The following is an 11,978-nucleotide window of genomic DNA, read 5'->3' as shown; positions in this document are numbered from 1 at the left end:
GGCTTTAGCCGCCCTCTGTCGCTGCTCCGCAGCGAGTAGGAACGCCTAAAGGCTGGACACCAACGGTTGCGCAATCCCGTGTTGGTCAAGGCCCTGCCCTTTTTCCGCTTGACAAACGCAGCGCGAACATTGAACGCGGACACAGCACTAGACATCGGACTCGGCATCGAGATCGGCATCGATCGCATCGCCCCACCCCATCCGCTGGACGTCCTGGCGATCGGCCCAGCGACTCGCCGCCCAGAGCCCCCCGTGACAGACAGGGCATTCCGGGTTTTGGGCATCCAAGTAATGATGTTCCGATTGGACATCGGGTTCCATCCAAACGGCTTCGCATTCGTCGCACATCACAAAACCGCGGTCGGGCAGCGGCTGGGTGGGATCGTCCCCGGTGCAGATCCGAACGCCGCACAATCCGCCGTCACAGATCGGGCAAATCGCGACCGATCGAATCGGCCCTGAATTCAGAGGCGGTTGGGCGACGTCGTGCTGGTGGTCCTGATTCATCGTTGCGTTACAACGGGTAGGCGGTGATCACGATGGTGTCTTCGAGCACCAACTTGACCCGACGGGCGATCGGATGGTGTTGGCGTTTGCCTTCGCGGCCGCCGACGTATCCGACCCGTCGTTCCATGTCGACGGTGTAGATGGTTCGATCTCGATCGGTTTGTTTTGTCGACCGTTGTTTCGTCTTGGCCCGCCGGTAGGCATCGTCGATGGTCACCAACGCGCCTTCCATTCCCCCATCAAAGACGCCGTGTTTCCCAGGTCTTGATGGCATGTCCTCGGTGTGGCGTCGCAGGTGCTCCAGCCGGTGCCCTTCCGCGCTTCCGGGTACGTACCGCAATCCTTCCGGCGAAAGGAACTCATTGGGCCGAATTTCACGGAGCAACCCGTAACGCAGATCGGCGTTCGAATTTCGGCCGTCTTGGTCAATGGCATCGGAGGAACCGGAAGCCGATCGGTTCGGCGTTTGGTCTGGGGGTTGTGTCGGCCCGGTTGGGACAGGGGACGCGTCCTGTTCGGCTTGCTGATTCAAGCCGGGAAGCTGCCAGCCGAACCGATCATTCAGGTGGGGCTGGGCAAATGCGTAGAACCCGACCAGCAGAACAACGGCGATGGAGCCGAGACTCTTACTACCCAACGGTCTGCGTTTGCCAAACGGCTGGCTTCCGGATCGGTTCCTGATTCGATTCATGCGGCGCGGTCCTGGCCTATGAACGCACGTTGGTCCGTCGCCGATCGGGGGCGACCTTGGGAGCAAACGGAGCGGCGTCGGGGGCTGTCACCTTGCGGTCGGCGAATTCCGGGTCAGTGAACTCGGGGTCAGTGAATTCCCTTTCGCAACTCCCCGCTTGGTCGACGGACTCGGTTGGGGCGGCGGGCACTGACACCGGATCGGAAGCGTGTTTACCTTTGACGACGTAGGTGTCTTGGGTCTTGGCTTCCTGTTGGTAACGTCGGCGATACTTGTCGCCGTAACCATAGCCGATCGACTGGTAGCTTCCGCTGGCGCTGCTCTTGTAGGAGGCTCCACCGCTGACATCGTCGATTTCGTTGACCACGACGCCCATCACACGCGCGCCGGCAGCTCGCAACATCGAGATCGCTTCTTTGGCGTTCGGCTTGCACCGTCGTCGGATCCGCATGACCAACATCGCGGCATCGACGTAGGTCGTGACGACGGCGGGATCACTGACCATCAGCAGCGGCGGTGTGTCGACGATTACGAAGTCATAGTTATCGCGAGCCCACTGAAAAACTTCGGCCAGTTCGGCAAGCGTCAATGCTTCCGCCGGGTTTGCCGGCAGCGGACCGCAAGGGAGGATGTCCAGGTTTTCGATCGGCGACTGGTGCACCGCTTCGGCCGGTCCGAGTTCGCCGTTGAGCACGTTCGTCAGCCCGGTCTTGGCCTCCAGATTGAATCGCAGCGACAGCCGAGGGCTACGAAGGTCCAAATCGATCAACAACGTCCGCTTACCGGATTGGGCGACCGAGCAGCCGACGTTGGCCGCCAACGTGCTCTTGCCATCGCCCGGCAGCGGACTGGTGATCTGGAACACCTTGCTGTTGTATTGCCGGCGGTCGAACAGCATCGCCGTCCGCACCCCACGCACGGCTTCGGCCGCGGGAGAATAGGGGCGGTGAACGACTGAGAGTTTCGGGTCCAGCTTGGCGATCTCCGAATCGACCAGCCCCTTGCCTTGTTGAATCCTGCCTTCATCGAGCGGGATGTGGGTCAACACAGGAAGACGCAACTCGCGCTGGACCTCTTCGGCACTGCGAAACATTTTGGCGGTGCTTTCGAAGATCATCGCCAGCAGCCCGCTCAATCCCAGCCCCAACATGCCGAACAGGACGAGGTCTTTTTTCAGATCGGGTCCGGTTTCATAGGCTTGACCGGTGTCCAGCAACGGTTCGACGAGAATCCCGCCTTTGACATCGGCCAAGTTCAATGCCGCGAGCTGTTGCTCCAATTGCGTTTCCAAGCCTCGCATCGTTTCGATTCTGCGGTTGAACGAGGCGTCTCGCTCTTCCACGATCTTCAGCTTGTCCGCTTCGTCTTTTTGCTGTTCGATTTGCAAATCGATGTCACTCATGTCCTGGGCGAGCACGGTCAGTTGTGCTTCCAGCCCACGGATGTAAGCATCGACGGCCATTCGGGCCCGTTCGTCACGAGCCTCCCGCGCCTCTTTGTCATAATCGACCCGTTGAGACTGAGCTCGCAATTCGGCGATCCGCTCGGACATCTGTTGGTTCAGCTCATTGAGCTTGTTCTGCGAGCTTTCGATCTGCATTGCGATCGATTTCACTTCGGGGTGAGACGCACCGTAAGCAAGTTCCAACTGATCACGTTTGATCTGCAACGGAATCAAAGTCCGTTCGACTTCCAGCTTCTTCAGCGTCAAGTCATCGTGTGCCACGTTTCCGGGGCCGACGATTTGCCGCAGCGGCTCGAATTCATTGACCACGCTTCCCAGATGGCCAATGATTTGTGCCACCAGCACCGGGTCGCTGTGCAGTTTGCGGGTGTTGATCGCCAGACGCAGATCGCTGTTGAGCTCCCGTTTCTTTTGCTCCAGTTCCGTTCGATAGGATTGCAGCTGGAACTGTCGTTCTCGATAGGGGTTGATCGCTTGTCCTTCGACATTCCATTCCAGGTCGGCGTTGTCGCGAAACGTTAAGTATTCGCTTTCGAGGTCTTTCTGTTCGCGGATCAGCTTGTCCATCGCGTTGCGAACCAATTCGCCGACTTCGTTGATGGTCGACTGGCGTTCGCGTTCGAAGTGCTGACTGATCGCCTGGCTGACGGCGTTGACGGTGGCGACACAGACCTGGGGATCGCGGCCGTCAAAATTGAGCGCGGCAATCATCCGATCCCGCGAATCGGCCTGATCGGTCAGCGTTTGAAACCGGATGCCGCTGCGAACCAGCGAAACGATCTGCTTCTCGGTGCTGGATTCCAACGACGGAATCGACTTCAATTCGGGATTGGCTGCGACGCCACGGACAATGGCGTCAGAGGTGATCAGCGATTGCATCAGCTTGCCGCTGGGGATCCCGCCGCGAACGATCCCGGTGTTGGAGTCCAACGAAATCGGCGTATCACTTTTGAACATCAACTGGGTGGTCGCACGGTACGTCGTCGGTTTCTGCTTGTACATCCAGTAACCGATCGATGTTCCGATGGCGACAAAGGCGGCGAGCAGCCACTTGAAACGCCACAGCACCGTCAAAATGGTCTCGCCATGGTGGTGCTCCTGCGCCGGATCAAGCGTAGCACTCGAGTCGTAGTTGACCGGCTGTGGTGAAGTCTGATCCAGCATCGACGAGTTCACAGGTAGAAGGATTGGAGGTGCGTGATTGATAAGGGCCGAGCGTAGTTCACATTCTTGAACGGTTCAGCCTTTTTGACGCATCTTTGCGCGAGGGTGTTCCCTCAGAAACCTACAGGCACCGGTTCGTCCGGGCCCTAAGTTGTGCATCCAAGCCGAGGCGAAAATCTGTCCGCCGATCGTAAAATCGTTTCGTTCCAAGCTTCCTGCACAACCGGTACGCCGACCAATCGGCACCGTCGGAAAAAACATCTCCGTGGCAAGAAACTTAAAGCCGTCTTTCCGAAGCGACATTTGCCAAGCGGCAAAACCTCGTTGTTCTTGGAACCCCCTATCCTTCCTTAGTCATGACATGGTTTCAAGCCCCTCTTGCGATGGCGACGTTCGACACAATCGTTACTCACCTGATTACCGACGGCCCGATGGCTCCTACGATGACGCCAAGCGGGGTGCCTTTTGTTAGCGACAGGGCGCGAGCCCAATACCGCTAAATCGANNATGATCAGCCGTTTGGCGCGGGGCCTACGGGGCCTGCGCTGGTCAAAACCTTGTCGATTTAACCCCGCTCAGGGGCGTTGTGGCGAGGCCGAGTGGCGTTCGGCCAGGCGGCGGTGCTGTCCGGCCAGATCGTCTTCGCCCAATTTTTCATAGGCGATTGCCAGGGACGGGTGGGCCAGCGGACGCATCGCGGGTTCCTTCAGCGCGGCCTCCAAATCCACGATCGCCTCCTCGTAACGCTCCATTCGCAGCAGGATTTGACCGCGGGTTTCGAGCAAATACGGATGTCCCGGCAACTGGTCCAAGGCGGCATCGGACAACCGCAACGCTTGGGGAAGCTTGGCGGTGTCTCCATTTTGCGACAGTGTGACGGCGAGATTATTCAGCAGGCCCGCCATGTTTTTCCATTCATTGGCGGCCAGGGACAGGTGCCGTTGAGCACTTTCGTGGTCCCCGGACATCAGCGCCACGGTGCCTTCGATAAAGTGCATCGCCGGCGGATCGACCCCACTGAGCAACTTCCTGCGAACGTTCTGCAAGGCCTGGTCATCCGCTTCGCTGCATTCGATGGAAAATTGCACGACGGCCTCGAGCACCACCGGGCTCTTGGGAGCCAACTCGAGCGCTTGATAGAGGATGGGGCCTCGTTCGGCGAGCGTTTCCCGGGCACCGACATCGCGTTTGAGTCGCTCGGCGGTAAAAATTCTCGCTTCGCCAGCCGCCAACAGCAGCAAACCGTCACCGGTCAACTGATAGCCTTCGGTAAGCGTCTGGTAGGCTTGTTCGTCTTGCTCGTCCAATACCAGAGCCTGTGCATAGTTCAAGCGTGTGGGGACGGAAGTCGGATCGGCCAACAATACCGGTTCGATCATTCGAATCGCAGCCTTAGCAAATCGCTGAACGGTGAGGTAGTCTCCGGTCTGTTGGGCCAATTGATTGGCCAACTGGGCTGCTACAAGATTGACTCCGGGATCGACATCCGCAATCGTGTTGTAAAGCGCCAACGCGTCCCCTGCGGCACCGATTTGCGTCAAAAATCTTGCGTACATTTTTTTTGCAAAAATAGCACGTTGAGATGGCAGTTTGGTGATCGCAACGGTTGCGCAGCGATGGCAAATCTTTTTCTCGTCTTCGCTCCATTGCGTTCTTGGAATGAGCTGCGGGTGTAGTTGATCGCCATGCTTCAAATCAGACGCCGGATCGTCGTAGACCAACGCTTTCAGCATCCACAGCGCTGCCGGTCCGTATTCTTCTTGGATGGCCAACCGATAGATCGACATCCGTGCAGACTCCTTTCTACCCAACTCGTCGTCCAGCATGGCCAACTGGTACTGGTGCTCCAAGTTGTCCGGATCGATCGCGAGCAATCGCTGAACGGCGACCGAAGCGACTTCCGTGTTTCCATTGGCAATCGAAGTCCGCAAGGTATCCAAGTAAATCGTCTGTGTTGCCGCCTGATCTCGCCGAACAACGCTCAAGACGGTCGCCATGAGAATGACGGCGACGACCAATGCGGGCACCGAAGGCGCGAGCGTCATGTAGGGCCGACTGGTGATCCAACGGATCATGAATCGGACCGTCCAGACCACCCAGTACAGCGGATTGAGTGCTTGTTGCCAGGTGAGAGGGGATTCATCATCTGCCAAATCGCGACGCAATCGCTTTGCCCAATCGTGTTGGGGAAACGAAAACGCATCAATCGTAAGTTCAACCACGTTGAGGGTACGTGGCAAAGAAATTACAAAACGAAACGCCGACAGGTAGAGCCGCCACCAACGTCGCAGGACTTTTGCAACGTTCATCGATTCCCCCCGTTATCGGTCACCATCGTCAGGTTTGCGCTGCCTGCACTTTGAGGTGCCTTCGGATCTGGGTTCAATTCCTCCAGGACCGTCAATCGAAACGAATCAAACAGCTCTCGAAGCTCTGCTAATTGCTCAGGCATCAATGGCTTTTGAGTTTCGGTCCAAAGCTGCAACATGATGATGTTGGACTGTAGGGACTGCCTGTCCTTCATGCGATCGTCGAATAGCGAATAGAAGCCGCTCATCGGCGGCGATAGAAGTTGTCGGTCGCTCGTCAATCCGCAAAACAGCAGTGTGCCAAACTCTCCCGTATCCCGAACCATTTCGGCATACGACACCGCCCAGTGATTGATCGGTTGACTGGACTCGTCAGTCCTTGTCCCGGTCGGCGGAAGCATCGCAATCCAATCGTTCACCTGCCATCCGTTTCCGCTGTAACACAGTCGCATGTCGTGCCATTCTGGATAAGGTTGGCTGACCGCGATCCGAACCGCCATGCCGTCTAAAAAAACCGTCCACACGTCAGCGTGATTGCCCAACTGTTTGCTGTTGGCGTCACGCAGCATCTGGTGGTCGGTGATGGCTGACGCGTAACCGGTTCGGTTCATCAGTGACGACCCCGGATCCCATAACAAAGGTCTTTCAGCTTTTGCCAATTGCGTGTCAAATCGAGTCGCAACAATCCGATAGCCCATCGCCAAACTCGGCAGACACAGCAGCAAAGCCCCGACCAGCAATGCAGTGCCCAGTGGTTTGCTCACGCCGCCACTGGTCACGCGTCTTCCAATTTGCGCTGCCTCGATGGCATCGTTCTCCTCTGGTACTCCGAGCACCAATAACCAATTCCAAAGTTTTGACGCCGGATTAGAAATCGCTCCCGATTCGTCGGGCGGCACAGGAAAGAACATCACCCGCAGCAATCGATCGGTCGAAAGCATCATCAGCACCGCTCCGCTTAGACAGATCCATCCGAGGGCCTCGTGCGGTGTGCCGGCCGAGAGATCGATCGAATACCACTCCTGTGCGAGTGCGATCGACGTGATCCGGACAACATTCATCACCATCGCCCACAGCATTCCGGCGAGCAAATATGCCGGGGTGGCAATCAAGGGCCTGCGGCGAAAGACGATCCAGAGGCAGACCAGGAATAGAACCGTAAACAGAGATTGCACGCCGCTGCAGGCCTCCTCGACGAACAACGTTCCGCCGGGAAGCTCAATCACGTTCCCGCGTAAATAGTGTGTCACGCCAAACGAATCGAGCAGATAACTGCTGACCCGTGATGTCACCCGCTGCAACGCAGCAGCGAGCGCCAAATCCCGATTCAGCGGCAATCGGATCATCATCACCAACAACAGACTCAGGTAGGTCAACCGATGGCGATCCGGGGCAGACGAAAGATGGGTGCGCAACCATCCGGCGGCAGTCATTGCAAAGGCAATCGCAGTCAACCAAGGGGATGCGCGGTAAGACGCGAACAGGTTCAGCGTGACGCCCAACGCAACCAAGCCAATCGAAGAGGCGTCGCCGGGCATCCGAAACTGGTAGTCCCAGCGGAATAGAACCAACGCGATCAGTGCCAGAATCAACGGGAAAACGTATCCATATTGCTCCAATTCGCTCAACCAGGCCAGATAGACCGACAGCCCGGGTAACGGCGCGAGCAAGACCACTGCCCAGAACGCTGCCGCGTGATACTTTGGCTGAGTCGGAGTTTCCATAGTTGGCGCATTCTGCGGGGGTCTGGCGGTTTAGCTGTTGTCCACCGTGCTTGCCGTGCATCGTCGCAGATCTCTCGCCGGCAGATCCAGTGAGAAACCGCGAAGGCACGAAAAAAGCAAGATCCTCGTTTCACGAGAATCTTGCTTTTTTAGAACGCGTTAAAAGAGGGGGGATACCGAAGTCAACTGGCTTCCGACGTCAATTCTTCCGCATTTTTCGCCTTCATGCGACGTCGGTAGCCGATTCCACATCCGCCTGCGACCAGTCCCGTCAGGGCAATCATCGTGCTCGGTTCCGGTGCCCCACGGATGGTGCCGACACCGTTCGGACCGCCAGCCCCACCGATGAAGGCAATGGACGATTGGCCACTGACCAGCGGAGCAATGTTATCGGGGGTCACTCCACCCATTGTGATCGTGTCCGATGGCTTCGTGAAGCTGAACGCGAAGTTCACATTGTTGGGCCCCAGTAATCCGGCCGCAACTTGACCGTTGTAGACGAAGACGTCGGTGCCGCCTGGCCCAGAATTATTTCCCAGAGAGATATTTCCAGACGCTGCGACCGTAACTTTCGGGTGCGAGTTTGAATTCGTCGTGCCAGCATTGGGAGTCGACAAAAACGTGAAAACACCCGACGCCGGCGCGCCGCCGCCTGGATTGGGGGTGTATGTCAGGATCAGCTTAAAGTTTCGCGGCAAAGAAACCAGCACGGGGCCAGGCTGGCTCGAATTGAACGAGCCCAAGAAACCCACTGCTGCGCCGTCCGCGTTGCTGCAACAAAATGTCGCAGCAAGGACCGCGATCGCACTCATCGTCTGTCTTACCGTCATATTCCCGATGCCAACGTCAAGTTTGGAAAACTGTGGGGGAGTCATATTGGGATCAGGATAGTACCAGTTTGCATAGATGCAACCAAAACCGATCTAAAAAACCCTGCTCCTTCATTTTTTGCGACCTGCTGTATCTGTTCGATGGCATCTCCACCCCTCGTGCCAGTGGCCAAACCGATGCAGTAGCCAGTCCGTACATCCGTTCACAACCCACCACCCCCTCTGCGGAACCGCATCGACACCACGCAAGAAGGGCGAGGCCCATGCTGATGCACAAACCCCGCCCTTGAGTGGTTTCTGTTTCGTTTTTTTCTCGACCTGCCGCGTCAGCCGTCGATTGTCTTGGGTGGTTCGTTCGACGCCAGCGAAGCATTCAATCCGGTCAGCAACTTCACCATCAGCATTGGCCCCACTCTTTTTCGTGGCGAAGACGTTACCCGGCCCTCACCACTGTTTTCTGTGGGTCCAGCGCCAGCGTGCCCACGAAGACACCACCGAACAGCAGCACCCACAACGCGTTTGCGGGATCGCCGCTGAAGTGCTGGTGAGAGGCGACGAAGGAGGCAACGTTCGCCATCACCAGTGCAAAGACCAATGCCTGTAACTCGATCAGGGGCAAGTAACGTTGCCGGCGAATTTCGCGACGGCAGTGCCGGAGGACCATCCAGATCGCGATGGAAATGAGCACGACGCCTGGGACGCCGAGTTCTTTGAACAGTCGGCTCACGCCATCTTCTTGCCAAACGCCGTAACGCGCCTCAACGGCAAAGTGTTGCGCACCTTGAGTTGCCACCCCCAGCCCGGATCCCATCAATCCAGACTGTTTCAAAGTACCGATGACACTCCCTGCGACATTGTCTTTCAGTCGCGGCGCAACATCGCTAATGGTCGTCGCATAGTAGGCTTGGTGGTCTTCTAGACCTTCCTCATCTCGATAGATCGCAAGTGGGATGGCTCCGATCATGACAATCAAGATGATGTAGCCCAAAACCTGGGCCACACTTCGTCGCGCCGCCAATTGGATGTACATCAAGTAAGCAATGATGAAGATCACCGGCATGATCAACATTTTTCGACGTCCGCAAAGCAGCAGTGGGACGGCACTCCAAATCGCTGTCGAGAGCCACAGCGGGTTGATCCGGCGTCGCAACCCAACCTTGTCACCGCGATTGAGCAACAGGACTGCGGAAACCATCATCGTGTTAGCCGCATGAAAGCCCGCAATGTCTGGACTGCGGAAAAATCCCGAGATCAATCGGACAATCACACCCGGCATGTGACGGATCCATTCAAAACCTTTCAGCCCACCAAGGGCCGGCCAATCCCACATCAAGTACTCTGCGACTGAACCGATCAACGCGATGCTATTGACGATCACGTAGATCTCGAGCAGACGTTTCAAATACCTTAATTCGAACGCTAATGCGGCACCCAACGCGATGCCTAGCAACGGGGCGGCGTAAGAGATGAAACCGAGCCCCGCCAACAGAATACCGTTTTGATACAGCGCGAGAGACAAAACGGCGCCCGGGATCAGTCCCAGCATATACCATGTCATCGCGCGTTCGAGCCACGAAAAACGATGTCGGACGCGCCGTAGCCCTGGGTGGCCCCCGAAAAATAGATTGACGAACGCCGCGCCCCAAACCGCGCAAACGCAATAAGTCATTAAGGTCGGTTCGCCTTCGGACATCTTGCGAATCGGATCTCGAAAGCAATCCAACACAATTGCAATGCTCAATCCCGTGCGCCAATCCGTGATGGCGAATAGGGCTCCAATTGCGACGACGATGTAAAAGATTGCGTCCAAGAGACTACTTCCTTAATTGCCGCGATCGTGATCGACCGGCGACGGTTCTGATTTGCGAATCGCAATCATTGATTCGTAACACGCCATCATGCGGCAATACCGAAGCCCGGTCGCGCCATCAAGGAAACCGCCACGCAGTACATATTGATAGAAGAACCGAATCGCTCCACGCGCCGGAATCCGACGTGCCAGCGTTCGGAGTCCACGACGACGTCGACTGGCGTCAAGGCTGAAAACGGCAATCGCCGACCCGCAGCCGTCCTGACCACGCTCATTTGCCGCCTCACGCCCCGCATAGCGGACGTGCCGCATCCACCAATCGTCCATCCCGCGGCTAAACGCTTCGTGAATGAACGGCGTCCGGATCGTTCCCAGTTCGCCATCGACCTCAGGCACCGGCACTTCACCGTGACCGCTGTCTTCAAATCGCGCGCGGCCTCGCCGAACCAACCGCATGATCCAAACGGGAAATCCGTCGGAGTATTTCAACCAAACTCCGTCGAGCATCGTTTTGCGGCACATGCGGAAGCCGACGACTTGGGGACCAGCTGACTCAATCGCACGCCCAATTTCCTCGGCAAATTCGGCGGTTGAAACCTCGTCCGCATCCAGCATCAACACCCACTCGTTTCGCAGGCCGGCATGATCGAGTGCCCAATTTCGCTGACCCGCAAACGACTCAAAGGGATGGTTGACGACGCGAGCCCCCGACCGCTCGGCCGACGCCACGGTCGCATCGGTCGACGCATCATCGACCACGACGACTTCATCCGCCCACGCCAATGCATCCACACATCGAACGATGTTGATTTCTTCGTTCTTGGCGAGCACGACCACCGAAACGGGCAGTCGCGTCGGCCGATCAGCGCTGTCCGATCGAGGTTGTGTCACGCGTTGATTTCCCGCTTGCGAATCTCGCGGGCCGGATTGCCCGCGACGATCGTCCACTCGGGCACATCCTTGGTGACCACGCCGCAAGCCCCGACCACGGCACCTTCATGGACTGTCACGCCGGGGCCGACAAACGCCTTGGCGCAGACCCACGCCGCATGCTCGATTCGAATCGGCGACGTCGTCAGCTTCATCGTCGGATCGGCCAGATCATGGGACGCGGCGCACAAGTAACTGTACTGCGAGACCGTCGCATGATCGCCGATCGTGATCGGAGCGACGTTGTAGACATCCACGTGATGTCCGATCGAACTGTCACGCCCGATCGTTAAATTCCACGGCGCCCAAATCCGAACCGTCGGGTCGATCCGTGATTCGGCCGTCACCGTCGCCCCGAAACAGCGTAACACCACGACACGCCATCCGAACAGGATCCGCGGCGAAGGGCGGAACAAGACCCACCAACACGCCCCCCACAACACGCGCCCGATCTTGTTGGCCGTGGAGTGCGACGACGGACAGGCCGTTCGTGACGTATCGAGTTTGGGATCAGGTGCCAAGATTTAAGTTCCAGGTTCCAGGTTTCA

Annotated in this window: 9 protein-coding genes; all 9 read right to left on the bottom strand. The window is 57.4% G+C overall.

Features of this window, described 5'->3' with window-relative positions:
• Nucleotides 1-147: 147 nt before the first annotated feature.
• The 9 genes from NZK35_RS32885 to NZK35_RS32845 all read right to left on the bottom strand — a co-directional run bounded on the left by NZK35_RS32885 (nucleotide 148) and on the right by NZK35_RS32845 (nucleotide 11,951).
• A complete protein-coding gene (locus NZK35_RS32885; protein WP_259636767.1) occupies nucleotides 148-507 on the bottom strand; it encodes a hypothetical protein in 360 nt (119 codons plus the stop codon).
• Nucleotides 508-514: 7 nt separating this feature from the next.
• Nucleotides 515-1,198, bottom strand: coding sequence for a hypothetical protein (locus NZK35_RS32880; RefSeq protein WP_259636766.1), 684 nt, complete (start codon nucleotides 1,196-1,198; stop codon nucleotides 515-517).
• Between the two features lie 16 nt (nucleotides 1,199-1,214).
• Nucleotides 1,215-3,827, bottom strand: a complete 2,613-nt coding sequence (locus NZK35_RS32875) for a polysaccharide biosynthesis tyrosine autokinase (RefSeq protein ID WP_259636765.1) — start codon at nucleotides 3,825-3,827, stop codon at nucleotides 1,215-1,217.
• A gap of 575 nt (nucleotides 3,828-4,402) precedes the next feature.
• The gene (locus NZK35_RS32870) at nucleotides 4,403-6,136 is read right to left on the bottom strand and encodes a tetratricopeptide repeat protein (RefSeq protein ID WP_259636764.1); all 1,734 of its coding nucleotides are present in this window, start codon (nucleotides 6,134-6,136) and stop codon (nucleotides 4,403-4,405) included.
• On the bottom strand, nucleotides 6,133-7,860 hold the full coding sequence (xrtU, locus tag NZK35_RS32865; protein ID WP_259636763.1) for an exosortase U: 1,728 nt from the start codon (nucleotides 7,858-7,860) through the stop codon (nucleotides 6,133-6,135). The genes NZK35_RS32870 and xrtU overlap by 4 nt, the downstream gene beginning before the upstream one ends.
• Before the next feature lie 182 nt (nucleotides 7,861-8,042).
• Complete coding sequence (locus NZK35_RS32860) at nucleotides 8,043-8,672, bottom strand: hypothetical protein (protein WP_259636762.1); 630 nt, start codon at nucleotides 8,670-8,672, stop codon at nucleotides 8,043-8,045.
• 451 nt (nucleotides 8,673-9,123) lie between these two features.
• Nucleotides 9,124-10,248 (bottom strand): hypothetical protein, encoded by a 1,125-nt coding sequence (locus NZK35_RS32855; protein WP_259636761.1) that lies wholly within the window; start codon nucleotides 10,246-10,248, stop codon nucleotides 9,124-9,126.
• 264 nt (nucleotides 10,249-10,512) lie between these two features.
• Entirely contained in the window at nucleotides 10,513-11,391 is an 879-nt protein-coding gene (locus NZK35_RS32850; RefSeq protein ID WP_259636760.1) for a glycosyltransferase family 2 protein, read from the bottom strand.
• Nucleotides 11,388-11,951 carry an LbetaH domain-containing protein gene (locus NZK35_RS32845; RefSeq protein WP_259636759.1) on the bottom strand — a complete coding sequence of 188 codons (564 nt, stop codon included), beginning with the start codon at nucleotides 11,949-11,951 and terminating at the stop codon, nucleotides 11,388-11,390. The genes NZK35_RS32850 and NZK35_RS32845 overlap by 4 nt, the downstream gene beginning before the upstream one ends.
• Between the last annotated feature and the right edge of the window lie 27 nt (nucleotides 11,952-11,978).

Source organism: Stieleria sedimenti, assembly GCF_025060895.1.
In the GTDB taxonomy this organism is placed as follows: domain Bacteria; phylum Planctomycetota; class Planctomycetia; order Pirellulales; family Pirellulaceae; genus Stieleria; species Stieleria sedimenti.
This window is presented reverse-complemented; position numbering and strand designations above follow the sequence as displayed.